A 15904-nucleotide genomic window follows, 5' to 3' on the forward strand; every position below is an offset into this window, starting at 1 on the left:
CCAGCGATGGCAGTCAGTAGCGGTTGGATGCTACTGGAAGTTCTCCTGCAGATACTTCTTCGCCAGGTTCGATGCTCTGGCGTCACTAGCTGCCACCTGCTCCAGCAGGTTGCGGGCTTTTTGTTGGTCGCCCAGCTGGTGATAAACAGTGCCCAGCTTGTAGCGGCCATCCCAGACTTTGCTGGAATTCGGGTAACCGTCGAGGAGAGCTACGAACCACTCTCGCGCCTCTTCCAGGTTGCCTTGAACCAGTGCAATCTCACCCAGCCAGTAATTCGCATTCGGGGCGTACTGGCCATTGGGGAAGTCCTGCAACAGGCTTTTGAACTCTTCACTGGCGCCGCCGTAATCGCCATTGCGGGCCAAGCCAAAGCTGGCCTGGTAGCGGTCGCGCTCGCTCTTGCCGTCTTTCGGGCCCTGGGGTTTAGGCGGCATTGCTGAGCCCCCCTGCCCTTGCATGGACGAAGCACCGCCTTCAGCGGTAGACGGCGGCTGAGCCGCAGGCTCTGTACCACTCAGGCGCGCAATACGCCGGTCCAGATCCATATAATCTTCGGTGCGCTGCTGTTTGAGACGCTTGATCTCATGGCGCAACTCTTCAACTGTGCCACGCAATTCCCGCACTTCCTGCTGCAAAACCTGCATTTGATAGTAGGCTTCGGCCTGGGGGTTGCCCTGGGCTCGGGGTGGTGACATACCGGCGCGGGCGAGCTGTGTTGGAGCACCGCTTTCCACTTCATCGGTATAAGTAATGGTCGACTGGTCCTGGCTTTTAGAAGACAGGTCTACAATCGGGGCCTGGGAAAATACCGGCGATGCCGCAGTCATTACTGCTGCGGCGATCGCTAGTTTTCTAATCGTTAAAGCCATTGGCATCCATTTTTACGATTAGTTAATAACAACGCGACGGTTCATCGCACGGGCAGATTCGTTAGAACCCATTTGAGCCGGACGCTCTTCACCGTAGCTGATTACTTCCAGGTTAGCTGCGTCTACGCCTTGCAGTACCAAAAAGTCGCGAACGGCATTGGCACGACGCTCACCCAGAGCCAGGTTGTACTCGCGAGTACCCAGTTCGTCAGCGTGGCCTTCCAGGCGAACAGAACCGGTGGCAGCGCGCATACGGTCAGCGTGACGGATCAGCAGCTCACGGGTTTCGGGCTTCAGCAGGGACTGGTCGAAATCGAAGTAAACTACGTTTTCCAGAGGTGCTACAGGCTCTTTCGGGGTATCAAATTCGGTGGTTTCAACCGCGGTATTATTTGCGGTTTCATCAACAATGGTTTCCCCGCCAGTCTTGGTGTCATTGCTGCTACAACCAGCCATTACTGCCAATACACAGGCTAACCCGAGGCCTGTTTTTACTGATTTCAACATAAGCTACTCCGCTTTATATATAGTGTTATCGAAAATCCTGAAAGATTTCTACTTGCTCTAATTCACACCCTTCGCTTAAACGCGTCGGGCACCCCCGCCTTATTCAAAGTACGGCGACCAGGCCGGTTCACGGACATCACCCCTCTGAGAGGGCAGGTTGTACTTCACCCCGGCATCCAGCGACACCGCTGCCAGAATACCTTTATCCCCACGTTTGGTAGCGTACATCAACATGGCCCCATTCGGCGCGATACTAGGGGATTCGTCCAGCGTAGTCTCCGTAAGGACACGCACTCTGCCCGAGTTGATATCCATCGTAGCGATGGTAAATACGCCCCTATTACGATGCACCATCACCAGTGTCTTTCCATCGGGAGAAACACGGGGCCGCGCATTGTAATCGCCATCGAAGGTTAAGCGGTCGACTTGACCAGTGGCAAGAGTCAATTGGTAAATTTGTGGCTTCCCTCCCCTATCGGAGGTGAAAACCAGTGATTTACCATCTGGCATCCAGTTCGGCTCGGTATCAATGGAGAAGTGCCTTGTCATTCTTGTCAGTTTATTACTGACCAGATCCAGCACGTAGATCTCCGGGTTGCCGTCCTTGGAGAGCACCATCGCCAGTTTGGTTCCATCCGGGGACCAGGTCGGCGAACTGTTGATGCCCTTGAAGTTAGTTAATTGCTTGCGCGCACCCGTGCGCAGGTTCTCGCGGAAAATTGCCGGGCGCCCGGTTTCAAAGGAGACGTAGGCGAGCTCCTGGCCATTGGGGGACCACATGGGAGACATCACCGGCGCACTGAAACGGCGGATCTGCTTGGCGCGAGCACCATCGATATCGGCACGCATCAGCAGATAGCTGGGCTTGCCGCCACGGGTCTCTTCCTGCACGTACACCATTTCCGTGGAGAAGGCACCTCGAATACCGGTGATAGCTTCAAAGATCTCATCGGCGGCGCGGTGGGCGATATCCCGCAGCTGGGTCTGGCCGCCGCGCACTTGCTTGGTGAACATCTTGTGCTGGCCGAAAACATTGACCAGATCAAAAGTGAGCAGGTAACCGGTGGCCTGCGGCTCAATGCGGCCGGTCACTATGTACTCGGTGCCGAGGATACGCCAATCGCGGAATACCACGTCTTCCGGGGCCTTGGGGAAAGACAGCATGTCCTCCTTGGGCACAGGGGAGAAAAGGCCACTGCGACGAAGGTCTGAGGAAATAATCCCGGAAACATCTTCCGCCAGTACCCCGCCACCAGACCAGCTGAATGGGGACACGGCGATCGGTGTGGGGTCATCGATACCGCTGGTGATATCCACCACCAGCTGGGCTCGGGCCCCCAGGCTCACCGAGGCGATTGCAATAATGACGACTGTCTTCAGTAAACTCTTGATCATTGGCGCAGATCTTCGACTTTAAAGTTCAAAATAGTTGTGCGGACTTCCCGCTCAAATACCACTGGTTCCTCCCGGGCCAGGTCGGCCACTTCGGGAAATACCTCCACTTTTTTAATAGCGGTCAGTACCGAGCGATCCAGGGCGGCATTACCACTGCCCTCGACGATATTAGCTGCCACCACCCGGCCGGTGGGGACAAAGTTTATTCTCACCTTGGTAAGCATACCGTTTCGGGCACTGGGCGGGCGACTCCATACCGCCTCAATTTGCTGCTGGATCGCCTGGCCAACGGACATCACCGCTTGCTCGGCCTCATTCGCATCCAGCAGTTCCTCTTCATCCTGGAGGGCCTCGTCAAAAGAACTCTGGCGCTCTTGGGCCAGCTTCTCCTTCAGCTCTTTTTCTTTGCGCGCCTTCTCTTGCTGCTCTTTCTCGCGACGGGCCTTCTCTGCCTGTGCCTTGCGATCAGCTTCGACTTTCGCTTTGCGTTTCTTTTCCGCCTCGAGCTTTTTCTTCTGCTCCAGGGCTGCGCGGCGCTTACGTTCGACCTCAGCCTTGCGTTTTTGCTCCGCAGCGCGATCGGCACGCTGTTTTATTTTATCGACCTTTTTCGGCAGTTTCTTCTTCGGTGTTGCCGCTTCAATCGTCACCAGTTTAGCCTGCACAAACTTTGGCATCGGTTTGCGCTCGGGCATACTGCTGGCTTCCCAGCCGTAGGTCATGGCAGCTATCAACGCCCCGTGTAACACGAGGCTGATGATGATCGCCAATGCATAAAAGCCTTTATTCACCGGCACCCTACCCCTGAGGTGGCTCTGTCACCAGGCCGACGCTGGGCGCTCCCGCCTGCTGCAGTTCGGTCATGGCATTGACGATCAGGCCATAGCGGGCCTCGGTGTCACCCCACACCAAAACCGGAGTTCCCGGCTTTTGGCGCAACACCTTAGCGACCGTTTGTTTAATTTCTTCGAGCGGCTTGGCGCTCTTCTCGTCAGTCCCCAGATTTAGGTAATAGGTGCCATCGGAGCGCACAGAAATAATCAGCGGCTCCTCATCGGTTTCCTCCATCGGCGCCGAGGGCGCGTTTGGAAGGTCGACTTTGACCCCCTGCATCAACAATGGTGCCGTGACCATAAAGACAATTAGCAGCACCAGCATTACGTCAATGTAGGGCACCACATTGATCTCGGAGACCAGCTTCTTCTTGGTTCCCTTGCGAAACACACTCATAGGGTTCGCCTATTCACTACTCAGCCGGAATGCACTTTGCGGTGCAGGATAGAGGAAAACTCCTCGGCGAAAGTTTCGTAGCTGGACAACAGCGATTCGGCCTTGGCGGAATAGCGGTTAAAAGCCATTACCGCAGGAATTGCCGCAAACAGGCCCATAGCCGTAGCCACCAACGCCTCACTGATACCAGGTGCGACCGTAGCAATAGTGGCCTGGTGCATAGTGGCGAGGCCACGGAAGGAATTCATAATCCCCCACACGGTGCCAAACAGGCCGATATAAGGACTGACAGAGCCCACGGTTGCCAGGAACGGCAGGTTCATTTCCACCTTTTCCTGCTCCCGGGACATAGCCACACGCATGGCCCGCTCAGTGCCTTCCATCACCGCTTCAGGGCCGCTGCTGCCCTGTTGGCGCAGGCGGGTAAACTCGGTAAAACCGGCGCGGAAAAGGGACTCAACACCATCGGTTCGGCCTTTTTCCGCTCGCTCGTTACCTTCGCGGAAGAGTTTGTTCAGGTCGGCACCGGACCAAAAGCGGCGTTCGAAATTGTTCAGGGAGCGCTTGGCCTGGGACAGGTAAAGCCCACGCTGGATAATCATCACCCAGGACACCACAGAGGCCAGTAACAGCAGCAGCATAACTAACTGTACCAACAGGCTGGCGTTCTGGATTAGCCCCCAAAGAGAAAGTTGTTCACCGGCGTTCATCTTCTTAAATAACTGCCTTTAATGCTGAATAAATAGGTTCCGGCAGGGCACAGGGCCTGCGGCTGTCGTCAGCGACACAAGCAACTTTGACCACACCTTCGCAAATTAGCTCATCGCCGCGCCAGATTTTTTGCTCAAAAGTCACTGCGGCCCGCCCCAGTTTGCCAATCGAGGCCGTAGCGCGCAATGCATCATCAAGAAGTGCGGACTTTCGATACTGAATCTCGGCGGAGTGCACCACCAGTAACAGCCCCTGTTCCGGCATTGCCGGCTTATCATACCCGAGGGAGCGCAGCAGTTCTGTGCGCGCGCGCTCCATATACTTCAAATAATTCACGTAATAAACGATACCACCAGCATCGGTATCCTCGATATAAACCCGCAGCGGAATACTGAAAACTTCCTTCACCCCATCCTCTCTCTATTTATTATCGGGCTTCGGCAGGCCGAAGTGCTCATAAGCCAGGCCGGTTGCCACTCGCCCTCGCGGTGTGCGGGCGATATAACCCTGCTGAATCAGGTAGGGCTCCAACACATCTTCCAGAGTATCCCGCTCTTCACTGACTGCTGCAGCGAGACTGTCCACCCCCACTGGTCCACCATCGAACTTCTCAATCATGGCCAGTAGCATACGGCGATCCAGCTGGTCGAAACCACGGGAATCCACATTGAGCATATTAAGAGCGGCATCGGCAATGCCGGAATCCACGGCACCATCACCTTTAACCTCCGCGTAGTCGCGCACGCGGCGCAGCAGGCGGTTGGCTATTCGGGGGGTACCCCGAGCTCGACGGGCAACTTCCAAGGCTCCACCTTCATCCATCTCCACTCCCATCAGGCCAGCGGAGCGACGGACAATGCTGGTGAGATCCTCAACGTTATAGAACTCAAGCCTCTGGACGATGCCGAAGCGATCCCGCAGTGGCGAGGTAAGCAGGCCTGCCCTTGTGGTGGCGCCCACCAATGTGAAGGGTGGCAGGTCGAGCTTAATCGAACGCGCCGCAGGTCCTTCGCCGATCATAATATCCAGCTGGTAATCTTCCATCGCCGGATACAGTACCTCTTCTACATGGGGGCTGAGGCGGTGAATCTCATCGATAAAAAGCACATCCCCCGGCTCCAGGTTGGTCATCAACGCAGCCAGATCGCCAGCCTTCTCCAGTACCGGGCCCGAGGTGGTCTTAATGGCCACTCCCATTTCGGCGGCGATGATATTTGCCAGGGTGGTTTTACCCAGCCCCGGCGGGCCGAATACCAGGGTGTGATCCAGGGCCTCTTTGCGCAGCTTGGCAGCCTGAATAAAGATCTCCATTTGCTCCCGCACCACTGGCTGACCCACATAATCATCCAGGGTTTTGGGGCGCACGGCGCGGTCGTACTGCTCTTCCTGGCCCGAGGGGCCCACGGGCTCCGGTGCCACCAAACGGTCGGCTTCGATCATTGCAACAACTCCAGGGCCTCAGATTAAGCGGGGGCCATTCCCTTAAGGGCCAGGCGAATCAAAATCGCACTATCGGCATCCGGCTGCTCCTTGCTGGCGCGGGCCACCATTTTACTGGCTTCAGTGGGCTTGTAACCCAGAGCCGCCAGGGCGCTCTCCGCTTCACCGGTGTGATCCACCTTGGGCTCGGCAGCAGCGGCCATCAGGGGGATATCGTTGGCGTCGCCAAAATCCGGGGTCAATTTATCCCGCAGCTCCACGATCAGGCGCTCAGCAGTCTTTTTACCGACGCCGGGGACTTTGACCAGCGCCGCTACATTATCCTCCGACACACAGCGGGCCAGGGCAGCGCCGTCCAGCCCGGATAAAATAGCCAGGGCCATCTTGGGACCCACTCCACTCACCTTGATCAGGGTGCGAAACAATTTGCGGTCCCCATCGCGAATAAAGCCATACAACTGCTGGGCCGTTTCGGACACTGCCAAATGGGTGTGCAACTGTACCGGCTGCCCCAATGCGGGCAGCTCAAAAATCGTGGTCATGGGTGCGAGCACTTCATAGCCCACCCCCTGTACATCCACCAACAACAGGGGCGGCTGCACTGCGGCCAGGGTACCGCTCAATCTTCCAATCATGTGTTATTCCAGGTTTATATTGTCTGCGCCCTTTATGGGGCCAATTCTACCAGCCGATCACACGCTCAGGCGGCCACGACGAAAACGACTGCGCGCACCGCCAGCGGTAAATACCAGGGTTTGTTCGGTATGCATATGACACAGAGCTACGGCAAGTGCATCGGCGGCATCCTCCTGCGGTGATGCAGGTAGGGACAGCAGGGTTTTCACCATATGCTGGACCTGCAATTTATCCGCTCCACCGTTACCGACCACTGCCTGCTTCACTTTGCGAGCTTCATATTCGGCTACTGCCAGACCACTATTTGCCCCTGCCACAATAGCTGCCCCCCGGGCCTGCCCCAATTTCAGGGCGGAGCCGGCGCTCTTGGACATAAAAACATTTTCAATTGCCATCTGAGCAGGCTGGTATTGCTGCGCGATCTGGCTCACTGCATCAAATATCAGTTTGAGGCGCTCAGGCAGGGGACCTTCGGGAATACGAATCACCCCGCTGGCCACATAGCGAGCCTTGCCCCGCTCCACATCGATAATTCCATAGCCCGTTTTTCGCGAGCCGGGGTCAATACCCAGGATTCGGGTCAAAAGGCAGCTCCCCAAATATCTGTATGTTTATATAGTGGTGGGAGTGTCCCAAGGTGAACAGGAAGCGTCAAGGGAGGGGGAGTAAGAAGGGCTTGAAAAGATAAAAAACCAGAGGCGGGACAGTAGCCGCCTCCAGTTACGGAACCGGCTTTAGCCCAGCTCCTCCATCACCTCTGCCGGAATATCCGCATTGGTGTAAACGTTTTGCACATCATCCAAGTCTTCCAGCATCTCGATCAGAGCGAGTACTTTTTCAGCACCGTCTTTATCCAGCGGAATCGTGGTGGACGGAATCATGGCAATTTCGGCACTGTCCGGGGTAAAACCGGCTGCAACCAGGGCGTCCTTAACCGTCAGGTAGTCCTGGAATTCAGTGGTAACTTCAACACTGCCGTCATCGTTGGATTCGATATCTTCAGCCCCGGCTTCGAGAGCTGCGTCCATCAACGCATCTTCATCCACTCCGGTCTCATAGAACATCTGACCTTTGCGGGTAAACAGGTAGCTTACGGAGCCGTCGGTGCCCAGGTTGCCACCGCGCTTGGTGAAGGCGTGACGCACTTCAGCCACGGTGCGGTTGCGGTTGTCAGTCAGGCACTCCACCAAGACCGCTACACCACCAACGCCGTAGCCCTCGTAAACTACGGCTTCGTAGTTTTCACCATCCGCATTGCCAGCACCACGGGCGATAGCTTTGTCGATGGTATCGCGCTTCATATTGGCGCCCAAAGCCTTATCGATAGTGGCGCGCAGCGCCGGGTTATCGTCCGGGTTTGGACCCGATTTGGCGGCTACCGTCAACTCGCGAATGATCTTGGTAAAGACCTTGCCCCGCTTGGCATCCTGAGCTGCTTTGCGGTGCTTAATATTGGCCCATTTACTATGTCCGGCCATTTTCCGTCTCTCTTCAGTCAGTGCGTAGGATGAGCCAAAGAGCGAAGCGAATCGCCCATCACTACGATTGGATAGGCCCGCTTCGCTCGGCCCATCGGGGAAAAATCAGCTGATTTTTTCTTCTTTTTGTCGCAGGCGAATACTCAGCTCACGCAGTTGTTTCGCATCTACAGCACCCGGGGCATCTGTCATCACACAGGCGGCGCTCTGGGTTTTCGGGAAAGCGATAACATCGCGAATAGAGTCACTGCCGGTCATCAACATCACCAAGCGATCCAGGCCAAAGGCCAGGCCACCGTGGGGCGGCGCACCGTATTTAAGCGCATCCAGCAGGAAGCCGAACTTCTCGCGCTGCTCTTCAGCATCGATACCCAGGATGCGGAATACCGCTTCCTGCATCAACTGGTCGTGGATACGAACAGAACCACCGCCCAGTTCGGTGCCGTTAAGTACCATATCGTAAGCGCGGGAAAGTGCTTCGAGCGGATTCCTTTCCAACTCTTCCGGGGTACAGGAAGGCGCAGTGAAGGGGTGGTGCAACGCAGTCAGGCTGCCGTCGTCATTTTCTTCAAACATTGGAAAGGCGACAACCCACAAAGGCGCCCACTCGCTGGTGTACAGATCCAGGTCTTCACCCAGCTTGCAGCGCAATGCACCCAGGGCTTCGGAGACAATCTTGGCCTTGTCCGAACCGAAGAAAAGAACATCACCGTCTTCCGCTTGCAGGCGATCGAGAATGGCTGCACGGGTTTCAAGCGGCAGGAATTTAACGATTGGCGACTGCAGACCATTTTCCAGGTCAGAGCGATCGTTAACCTTGATGTACGCCAGGCCCTTGGCGCCATAAATACCAACAAATTTGCCGTAATCGTCCAGCTGCTTGCGGGTCAGTTTCTTACAACCGCCAGGTACTTTAATCGCAGCAACACGTCCCTTCGGATCATTGGCCGGCCCGGAGAATACTTTGAAGTCCACCTCGGTCATCAGGTCCTTGATCTCCACCATCTCCAGCGGAATACGCAGGTCCGGTTTGTCGGAACCGTAGCGCAGCATCGCCTGGTAGTGGGTCATGCGCGGGAATTCACCCAGATCAACACCCTTAAGCTCTTTAAACAGCTTGCGAACCATATTCTCGGTGATCGACATGATTTCCTCTTCGTCGAGGAAGGAGGTCTCAATATCAATCTGGGTAAATTCAGGCTGGCGATCAGCGCGCAGATCCTCATCGCGGAAACACTTGGCGATTTGGTAGTAGCGATCGAAACCGGAAACCATCAGCAACTGCTTAAACAGCTGCGGTGACTGTGGCAGGGCGAAGAACTTGCCCTCGTGGGTGCGGCTCGGCACCAGGTAATCCCGGGCACCTTCTGGGGTGGCGCGGGTCAGGATTGGGGTCTCGATATCGAGGAAGCCGTGCTCATCCAGGTAATTGCGGATTGCGGTAGTCAGCTTGGAACGGAAATACAGGTTGTTCTGCATTTCGTTGCGGCGCAGATCCAGATAGCGGTATTTCAAGCGGATATCTTCACCCACTTCGGTGTGCTCATCCAGCTGGAAAGGCACTGTCTCAGCAGTATTGAGGATCTCCAGCTCTGTGCCGTAAACCTCAACTTCACCGGTCACCATATTGGGATTCACGGCCTCTGGGGCACGGGCGCGCACACGACCTGTCACTTTAAGCACATATTCGCTGCGCACGCGATCGGCCATCTCGAAGTGTTCGGCCGCATCGGGGTCGAACACCACCTGTACAATTCCCTCGCGGTCGCGCAGGTCGATAAAAATCACTCCGCCGTGATCGCGGCGGCGGTCGACCCAGCCACAGAGGGTTACTACGCGGTCAATGTCCGCAGAACGAAGGACGCCACAGTAATCGCTGCGCATGGATGAAAATTCCCGTTATCGATAGGTGAAAAGATTAGTTAGAGGGTACACCGCACGGACAGCCCCGCACAGCTCGCCTAGGCCGTCTTTGCCGCCGCTGTGCCAGACTTGTCGCTTTTGGCCTTACCACTGTTGGCAGAGTCACCGCCAGCGAGGTTTTTCTTGCTACCAGTTTTAAAATCAGTCTCATACCAACCGGCGCCCTTCAGGCGAAATCCAGCCGCTGAGATTTTCTTGCGCAGCTCGGCCTTCTCGCAAGCTGGGCAGTCTTTGAGCGGGTCATCGCTCATCCGCTGCAAAGCTTCCATTTCATGGCCGCAGGCATTGCACTGGTATTCATATATCGGCATTACACAGTACCTGGTGCTTAAAAAAAGGGGGAGAGAGTATACATGAGGCCTACAGAGGTAAGAAGCTGCACGGGTCTTTTCCCTGGGTAAAGCGTCCCATAAAGGCGACGTGAGGCTAAAAAATGTAAAAAAAGCACTATTTTTCTAGTATTTCTTCGTGCGGCCGAACAAAAACTATATATACTTCCCCCATCACCCGCTGAGACACCCGTAACGGATGCAGCGCAGCGGGAGAAAAAACACACTTTTACCGGATATATACCGAACAACAAAGAAGGAAGTAAGCCATGGCTGTCTCCAAGAAAGCTGCTACTAAAAAGGCCCCGGCAAAGAAAGCTGCGGCCAAAGCTGCACCGGCCAAGAAAGTAAAAGCAATCAAGGAAAAGTACACTAAGACTCAAGTACTTAATCAGATTGCAGAAAGCACTGAGCTGTCCCGCAAGCAGGTTCAATCTGTTCTGGACGAGCTGAACGATATCATCGAAGGCCACATCAAGAAGCGCGCAGTTGGCGAATTCACCCTGCCGGGCCTGATGAAAATCACCACCGTGAAAAAGCCAGCTAAGAAAGCTCGCAAGGGTATCAACCCGTTCACCGGTGAAGAGACTACCTTCAAGGCGAAGCCTGCCAGCATCCAGGTTAAAGTTCGCCCACTGAAGAAGCTGAAGGAAATGGCAGAGAACTAATACACTCTGTAAAGCCTCAGCTTAAAAACCCCGCTTATGCGGGGTTTTTTATTCACTCCCATTCCAAGCCAGTGCCCAGGCACCTGCTAAATAGATACCCCGGTATAGCAAAAGGCAATCCGCTTTGAGGCAATACTGCCCCCAGGCAATATTTATTGCCCAGCGAATAGCGTAAAATAGCCAGCTTACCCGTAATAGAATCCAACTAATTCCTATGCGCGCATCTCGTTATCTCATCGCAACCCAAAAAGAAACTCCCAACGACGCAGTGGTGATCAGCCATCAGCTGATGCTGCGTGCCGGCATGATCCGCCGTCTGTCTTCAGGTCTCTACACCTGGCTGCCCACCGGGTTGCGGGTGTTGCGCAAAGTCGAGCGCATTGTTCGCGAAGAGATGGACCGCGCTGGCTCCCTGGAAGTACTGATGCCGGTCGTGCAGCCGGCAGAGCTTTGGGAAGAGTCCGGCCGCTGGCAGCAGTACGGCCCCGAACTCCTGCGCATCAAGGATCGCCACAACAATGACTTCTGCCTGGGCCCGACCCACGAGGAAGTCATCACCGATCTGATCCGCAGTGAAATCAATAGCTATAAGCAGTTGCCCGCCAATTTCTACCAGGTGCAGACTAAATTCCGCGATGAAATCCGTCCGCGCTTTGGCGTAATGCGCGCGCGCGAATTCACCATGAAGGATGCTTACTCCTTCCACGTGAACGAGGATTCCCTGCAGGAAACCTACGATATTATGCACGGCGCCTACTGCCAGATTTTTGAGCGCATTGGCCTGGACTACCGTCCAGTGCTGGCAGACACCGGTTCAATCGGTGGTTCCAGCTCTCACGAATTCCACGTGCTGGCGCAGAGCGGCGAAGACGATATCGCCTTCTCCACAGAATCCCGCTACGCCGCCAATGTCGAATTGGCAGAAGCGGTTGCCCCAGCTGGCGAGCGCCCTGCTCCGTCGCAGGAAATGCAGGAAGTTCATACGCCGAACCAAAAAACCATCGCCGATGTCAGCGAGTTTTTGAAAAGTGATCCCGCCCACTCAGTAAAAACCCTGATTGTTCTGGGCGAGTGCGAAGAGGGTGAAACCGCTCCATTAATTGCCCTGGTACTGCGTGGCGATCACGAGCTGAACGAATTAAAAGCAGAGAAGCTGGCTGGAATCGCCAGCCCCATTCAGTTCGCCTCGGAAGAGCGCATCGCCAAAGAACTCAGCTGCAACATTGGCTCCCTGGGCCCGGTGGGCATAAAGATCGAGACTGTTGTGGATCGCTCTGCAGCGCACCTGGCAGACTTTATCTGCGGCGCCAATCGCGATGACTACCACTTAACCGGTGTGAACTGGGGTCGCGATGTGGAGTTGGGCCGCGTCGAAGACCTGCGCAATGTAGTGGCAGGCGACGCCAGCCCCGATGGCCAGGGCACCCTGGAAATCAAACGGGGCATCGAGGTCGGCCACATTTTCCAGTTAGGCGACAAGTACAGCCGCGCTATGAATGCCACAGTACTGGATGAAAACGGTAAAGAGCAGGTTATGTCCATGGGCTGCTATGGCATCGGCGTTTCCCGTATCGTCGCTGCGGCCATTGAGCAGAACCACGACGACTCAGGGATTATCTGGCCCACTGCGATTGCACCTTTCCAGCTGGCGATTGTGCCAATCAATATGCACAAGAGCGATGTGGTAAGGGAAAAGTGCGAGCACCTGTATGAGTCCCTGCGCAGCAAGGGTATTGATGTATTGCTGATGGACGAAGCCAAAGCGCGACTGGGCGCTATGCTCGCCGATGTGGAGCTGATCGGCATTCCCCACCGCATTGTTATCGGCGATCGCGGCCTGGAAAAAGGTGTGGTGGAATATAAAGGTCGCGGAGATGCGGAAAGCCAGGAGTTTGCCGTATCCCAGCTCGAAGAAGTGTTATTGGAAAAATTTAATCAATAATTGTCGAGCCGCCCGGTCTGCCCCCAAGCAGGCCGGGACCTCTTACGGCAAAAGTGCTTTTTATCGGCGGCGTCACAAAATCACGCTGCCCATTTTGCCGGGCTTTTCGTAGAATCACCCCATGATAAAAAAAGCCACCGCCCTCTTATTGCTCTGCCTTACCTGCTGTGCCGCCCAGGCTCAAAGCAGTAGAGCCGAGATCGACCCGGAGTTGCGCCTCGCCCTGCAGGACGCAGTTACCCAGGCCGACAGCTTTGTGGACCGCTTCGATGCGGAAGTGTGGCTAATGTCTAAATCCCAGCCTCTGTCCCGCTATATCAAAGATCCCAAGCGGCGGATGCACGTACTGAAAGCCGTCCACCGGGAGGCAACTCGGGCCGGGCTGCGCCCGGAAATTGTATTGGCGGTTATCCAGATTGAGAGTGCTTTTGATCCCTATGCGATATCCCGCGTTGGCGCTCTGGGTATGATGCAGGTAATGCCATTCTGGAAAAATGAAATCGGTCGACCCGACGATAACCTGATCGATATGGACACCAATCTAAGGTACGGATGTACCATTCTTAAACACTACATCAAGAAAGCCAAAGGCAATCTAGCCAACGCCCTCGCCTATTACAATGGTAGCTACGGCCGCCATACTTATAGCAGCAAGGTCCTGGATGCCTGGGCCGAGCGCTGGAGATAAACGATGACCGCCGGCTACTTATTTTTCTCCGGCGGTGCATGCGCTCTTCTTTTATTGGCGGCAACCAAGGTTGCTATACATCACTACCGGCTTGTTGCCGGGCGCTGCTTACTGGCCCTGCTGATAGCCGTGATCTGCTATTTACTCTGGCCCATCCTGCCACAACTGAGTGGACCTACTGCGCTCTTGCTTAACCTGCCAATTACTCTGATTCCCGCAATTTTTTGGCTGTTTACTCACCTGTTATGCCGCGAGGAAGAGCCTTTTCCCCTGTGGGGCTGGATTCCGATTGGTATTACCCTGGTCATCGGCATAGTCGCCTACCACGCACCCTTACCATTGACGTCAGATCAGCAATCCCCACTATTTACCCTTTCGCAGCTACTCAAACTCGGTTTAATCAGCCTCGGCCTACTGACACTACAACGACAGTTTCACCTGGACTTGGTCGCAGAGCGCCGACGCCTGCGCACAACCCTACTTATCGCCGTCGGCGCCTATATGCTGGTAGTAATTGGCGCAGAATCTATCTTTGCTTACCGCCCGCTTCCCAACGGTGTACCGACACTGCACGCACTATTTGCCAGCCTGTTGTCACTAGTTGCCTGCCTATGGTTGCTGGCCCTTTCCCCCAGCGCTCTGGGAGAATCCCTGCCGCGCCCGAAGAGCAGCGAGCCAGAGGAGGAAGAACAGCCTTTAGCTCCGCCACCTGAACTGGATGAACAACAGCAAACCCAGCTGCAAAAATTACAGGAACATATGCACAACGGTGGTTATCGCCATACCGGACTCACCATCAGGGAGCTCGCGGAGCAGTTGGATATTCGCGAACATGTGCTGCGTGTGCTGATTAATCGCCATCTGGGTTATCGCAATTTTAACGAATACCTAAATCAGTTTCGTATTGATGAGGCCAGCAACCGGTTGGCAGACCCGGAGCAGGCCCATTTGCCAGTACTCACCATTGCTCTGGACATCGGCTATCGCTCCTTGAGCCCATTTAACGCTGCTTTCAAGCGCCGTCACAGCCAAACCCCCACTGAGTACCGCCGGGAAAAGCTGCCCGCCTGAATCTCCTTTCCTGAAATAATCCGTCAGCATTTTTTCATATTCCGTAAGCCCGCAAAGTAAAAGGCTCCCAGACTGGGAGCGCGGTGAAAGCGATTTTCCCGCTGCGTGCCCGGCTCACCGAGACCCGATTTAACACCGGTGAGTCTCCCTTCAATAGAAGAATAATGATGGTGAGAATATGGATTTTTTAGTCGACATATCCCAGGACGGAGCCAAACATTTCCAGTTGAGTTTATTTCGCTATGTGCTGGCCGCTTCAGTAATGAGTATTTTGGCCGGCTGGCTGTTTCGCACCTGGATGAACCGGCGCCGTATCCAAAAGCGTCGTGCCGAGTGGAAAGATATTCGGCGGGAGGTGAGTTATTCACTATTAACGGTGTGTATCTTTACCCTGGTAGGGATTATTACCACCATGATGCACGATCTGGGACTGACCAAATTTTACTGGCAGTGGAGCGATTATCCACTCTGGTGGAGTATTGCCAGCCTGCCAGTAGTGATTTTGATCCACGACGCTTATTTTTACTGGACCCACCGAGGTATGCACCATCCCAAGGTGTTTAAACACTTCCACCGCCTACACCATCAGTCCAGAACACCCACGCCCTGGACGGCATACAGTTTTTCCGTAGGTGAAGCGGTCCTGATGGGCGCTTTCTCTCCCCTGATAGCCCTGATACTGCCACTTAATCCAACTATTTGGTTCACCTTTTTATTTATCAGCATCTTCCGCAACGCCATGCTGCACACTGGCCGCGAGTTCCACCCCCGCAGCTGGGTCGACGGCCCTATGGACAGGCTCACCACCACGACTCACCACGACTTGCACCACCAGCGCTTCCAGGGTAACTACGGCTTTTACTTCACTTGGTGGGATCGCTGGATGGGCACAGAATTTAAGGACTACAAGCAAGTCTTCCGGCAAGCAGTGGATGGGCAATTACACGGGGGAGAAAAAGAGGTGGAAATAGACAACAGCGCAGCAGAAGGCGCAAAAGCTCACGCTTAACCCACTC

18 protein-coding genes are annotated in these 15904 nt (G+C 55.0%); 5 read left to right on the plus strand and 13 right to left on the minus strand.

What is annotated here, in order from left to right; genetic code table 11:
- Window positions 1-30: 30 nt before the first annotated feature.
- From ybgF to ACJJIL_RS18480, 13 genes are all read right to left on the minus strand, one after another.
- Window positions 31-870, minus strand: a complete 840-nt coding sequence (gene ybgF / locus ACJJIL_RS18420; protein ID WP_445360462.1) for a tol-pal system protein YbgF — start codon at window positions 868-870, stop codon at window positions 31-33.
- 18 nt (window positions 871-888) lie between these two features.
- On the minus strand, window positions 889-1377 hold the full coding sequence (locus ACJJIL_RS18425) for an OmpA family protein (protein ID WP_444914735.1): 489 nt from the start codon (window positions 1375-1377) through the stop codon (window positions 889-891).
- A 99-nt stretch (window positions 1378-1476) separates the two neighbouring features.
- On the minus strand, window positions 1477-2772 hold the full coding sequence (tolB, locus tag ACJJIL_RS18430) for a Tol-Pal system beta propeller repeat protein TolB (protein ID WP_444912140.1): 1296 nt from the start codon (window positions 2770-2772) through the stop codon (window positions 1477-1479).
- On the minus strand, window positions 2769-3563 hold the full coding sequence (tolA, locus tag ACJJIL_RS18435) for a cell envelope integrity protein TolA (RefSeq protein WP_444912139.1): 795 nt from the start codon (window positions 3561-3563) through the stop codon (window positions 2769-2771). Before tolA ends, tolB begins: the two co-directional genes overlap by 4 nt.
- A 7-nt stretch (window positions 3564-3570) precedes the next feature.
- Complete coding sequence (gene tolR / locus ACJJIL_RS18440) at window positions 3571-4002, minus strand: protein TolR (protein WP_444892812.1); 432 nt, start codon at window positions 4000-4002, stop codon at window positions 3571-3573.
- Between the two features lie 20 nt (window positions 4003-4022).
- Complete coding sequence (gene tolQ, locus ACJJIL_RS18445; protein WP_108731827.1) at window positions 4023-4712, minus strand: protein TolQ; 690 nt, start codon at window positions 4710-4712, stop codon at window positions 4023-4025.
- A gap of 4 nt (window positions 4713-4716) precedes the next feature.
- A complete protein-coding gene (gene ybgC / locus ACJJIL_RS18450) occupies window positions 4717-5121 on the minus strand; it encodes a tol-pal system-associated acyl-CoA thioesterase (RefSeq protein WP_282934233.1) in 405 nt (134 codons plus the stop codon).
- Between the two features lie 12 nt (window positions 5122-5133).
- On the minus strand, window positions 5134-6153 hold the full coding sequence (gene ruvB, locus ACJJIL_RS18455; protein ID WP_413664411.1) for a Holliday junction branch migration DNA helicase RuvB: 1020 nt from the start codon (window positions 6151-6153) through the stop codon (window positions 5134-5136).
- Window positions 6154-6176: 23 nt separating this feature from the next.
- The gene (gene ruvA, locus ACJJIL_RS18460) at window positions 6177-6788 is read right to left on the minus strand and encodes a Holliday junction branch migration protein RuvA (protein WP_445360463.1); all 612 of its coding nucleotides are present in this window, start codon (window positions 6786-6788) and stop codon (window positions 6177-6179) included.
- A gap of 57 nt (window positions 6789-6845) precedes the next feature.
- On the minus strand, window positions 6846-7373 hold the full coding sequence (gene ruvC, locus ACJJIL_RS18465) for a crossover junction endodeoxyribonuclease RuvC (RefSeq protein WP_413664410.1): 528 nt from the start codon (window positions 7371-7373) through the stop codon (window positions 6846-6848).
- A 150-nt stretch (window positions 7374-7523) separates the two neighbouring features.
- A complete protein-coding gene (locus ACJJIL_RS18470) occupies window positions 7524-8267 on the minus strand; it encodes a YebC/PmpR family DNA-binding transcriptional regulator (protein ID WP_282934236.1) in 744 nt (247 codons plus the stop codon).
- 105 nt (window positions 8268-8372) lie between these two features.
- Window positions 8373-10151 carry an aspartate--tRNA ligase gene (aspS, locus tag ACJJIL_RS18475; RefSeq protein WP_445360464.1) on the minus strand — a complete coding sequence of 593 codons (1779 nt, stop codon included), beginning with the start codon at window positions 10149-10151 and terminating at the stop codon, window positions 8373-8375.
- Between the two features lie 77 nt (window positions 10152-10228).
- A complete protein-coding gene (locus tag ACJJIL_RS18480; protein WP_282934238.1) occupies window positions 10229-10501 on the minus strand; it encodes an FmdB family zinc ribbon protein in 273 nt (90 codons plus the stop codon).
- A 287-nt stretch (window positions 10502-10788) separates the two neighbouring features.
- Between ACJJIL_RS18480 and ACJJIL_RS18485 the strand changes: the two genes are divergently transcribed.
- The 5 genes from ACJJIL_RS18485 (at window position 10789) to ACJJIL_RS18505 (ending at window position 15897) form a co-directional block, all read left to right on the plus strand.
- Window positions 10789-11187: an HU family DNA-binding protein gene (locus tag ACJJIL_RS18485; RefSeq protein WP_282934239.1), complete on the plus strand. Its 399-nt coding sequence runs from the start codon at window positions 10789-10791 to the stop codon at window positions 11185-11187.
- 214 nt (window positions 11188-11401) lie between these two features.
- Window positions 11402-13129 (plus strand): proline--tRNA ligase, encoded by a 1728-nt coding sequence (locus ACJJIL_RS18490; RefSeq protein WP_445360465.1) that lies wholly within the window; start codon window positions 11402-11404, stop codon window positions 13127-13129.
- A gap of 121 nt (window positions 13130-13250) precedes the next feature.
- Entirely contained in the window at window positions 13251-13817 is a 567-nt protein-coding gene (locus tag ACJJIL_RS18495; protein ID WP_108731817.1) for a lytic transglycosylase domain-containing protein, read from the plus strand.
- Window positions 13818-13820: 3 nt separating this feature from the next.
- Window positions 13821-14888: a helix-turn-helix transcriptional regulator gene (locus ACJJIL_RS18500; protein ID WP_108731816.1), complete on the plus strand. Its 1068-nt coding sequence runs from the start codon at window positions 13821-13823 to the stop codon at window positions 14886-14888.
- A 178-nt stretch (window positions 14889-15066) separates the two neighbouring features.
- Complete coding sequence (locus ACJJIL_RS18505) at window positions 15067-15897, plus strand: sterol desaturase family protein (RefSeq protein WP_413664407.1); 831 nt, start codon at window positions 15067-15069, stop codon at window positions 15895-15897.
- Window positions 15898-15904: the final 7 nt, after the last annotated feature.

It is taken from the genome of Microbulbifer maximicatervae (SeqCode), assembly GCF_052468095.1.

What these genes read in the sequence shown, in the direction of transcription:
- ACJJIL_RS18485 (WP_282934239.1), top strand. Translation starts at nt 10,789, where the DNA reads ATGGCTGTCTCCAAGAAAGCTGCTACTAAAAAGGCCCCGGCAAAGAAA.
- ACJJIL_RS18480 (WP_282934238.1), bottom strand. Translation starts at nt 10,501, where the DNA reads ATGCCGATATATGAATACCAGTGCAATGCCTGCGGCCATGAAATGGAA.
- ACJJIL_RS18495 (WP_108731817.1), top strand. Translation starts at nt 13,251, where the DNA reads ATGATAAAAAAAGCCACCGCCCTCTTATTGCTCTGCCTTACCTGCTGT.
- tolB (WP_444912140.1), bottom strand. Translation starts at nt 2,772, where the DNA reads ATGATCAAGAGTTTACTGAAGACAGTCGTCATTATTGCAATCGCCTCG.
- tolQ (WP_108731827.1), bottom strand. Translation starts at nt 4,712, where the DNA reads ATGAACGCCGGTGAACAACTTTCTCTTTGGGGGCTAATCCAGAACGCC.
- ACJJIL_RS18490 (WP_445360465.1), top strand. Translation starts at nt 11,402, where the DNA reads ATGCGCGCATCTCGTTATCTCATCGCAACCCAAAAAGAAACTCCCAAC.
- aspS (WP_445360464.1), bottom strand. Translation starts at nt 10,151, where the DNA reads ATGCGCAGCGATTACTGTGGCGTCCTTCGTTCTGCGGACATTGACCGC.
- ruvA (WP_445360463.1), bottom strand. Translation starts at nt 6,788, where the DNA reads ATGATTGGAAGATTGAGCGGTACCCTGGCCGCAGTGCAGCCGCCCCTG.
- ACJJIL_RS18500 (WP_108731816.1), top strand. Translation starts at nt 13,821, where the DNA reads ATGACCGCCGGCTACTTATTTTTCTCCGGCGGTGCATGCGCTCTTCTT.
- ACJJIL_RS18505 (WP_413664407.1), top strand. Translation starts at nt 15,067, where the DNA reads ATGGATTTTTTAGTCGACATATCCCAGGACGGAGCCAAACATTTCCAG.
- ACJJIL_RS18425 (WP_444914735.1), bottom strand. Translation starts at nt 1,377, where the DNA reads ATGTTGAAATCAGTAAAAACAGGCCTCGGGTTAGCCTGTGTATTGGCA.
- ybgF (WP_445360462.1), bottom strand. Translation starts at nt 870, where the DNA reads ATGGCTTTAACGATTAGAAAACTAGCGATCGCCGCAGCAGTAATGACT.
- ACJJIL_RS18470 (WP_282934236.1), bottom strand. Translation starts at nt 8,267, where the DNA reads ATGGCCGGACATAGTAAATGGGCCAATATTAAGCACCGCAAAGCAGCT.
- tolR (WP_444892812.1), bottom strand. Translation starts at nt 4,002, where the DNA reads ATGAGTGTGTTTCGCAAGGGAACCAAGAAGAAGCTGGTCTCCGAGATC.
- ruvB (WP_413664411.1), bottom strand. Translation starts at nt 6,153, where the DNA reads ATGATCGAAGCCGACCGTTTGGTGGCACCGGAGCCCGTGGGCCCCTCG.